Below are 270 nucleotides of genomic sequence, written 5' to 3'. Positions count from 1 at the left end.
TTCGTGGACCGCGAGGCCCGGGCCGACCTCGACCTGGGCGGCTGCCCGGTCCGGGCCGGCGAGACGGTCCGCGTGGCGCTGGACGGCTTCACGGGGATGCCCGACGCCTCGCGCCTGCGGTTCTTCGGGGCGGGGCCCCACCTTTGCCTCGGCCGGCCCCTGTCCCTGGCCCTGATGGAGCGGATCTCGGCCACGCTGGCCACGATCGGGACGCGGGTGGAGGTCGCCGAGTTCAGGCTGCGGAAGGACGACGTCTTCGCCTTCCCCGAG

At 74.8% G+C, this 270-nt stretch carries 1 protein-coding gene; it reads left to right on the top strand.

Annotated features, from left to right (window positions below):
* Window positions 1–270 (top strand): hypothetical protein (locus C1X29_RS29305; protein ID WP_218275722.1); only part of this gene is annotated, 270 nt, incomplete at both ends.

It is taken from the genome of Pseudomonas sp. GW456-12-10-14-LB2 (genome assembly GCF_002884345.1).
Taxonomy (GTDB): domain Bacteria; phylum Pseudomonadota; class Gammaproteobacteria; order Pseudomonadales; family Pseudomonadaceae; genus Aquipseudomonas; species Aquipseudomonas paraglycinae.
The sequence above is the reverse complement of the archived record's forward strand: the minus strand, read 5'-3'. Positions and strand labels throughout refer to the sequence as shown.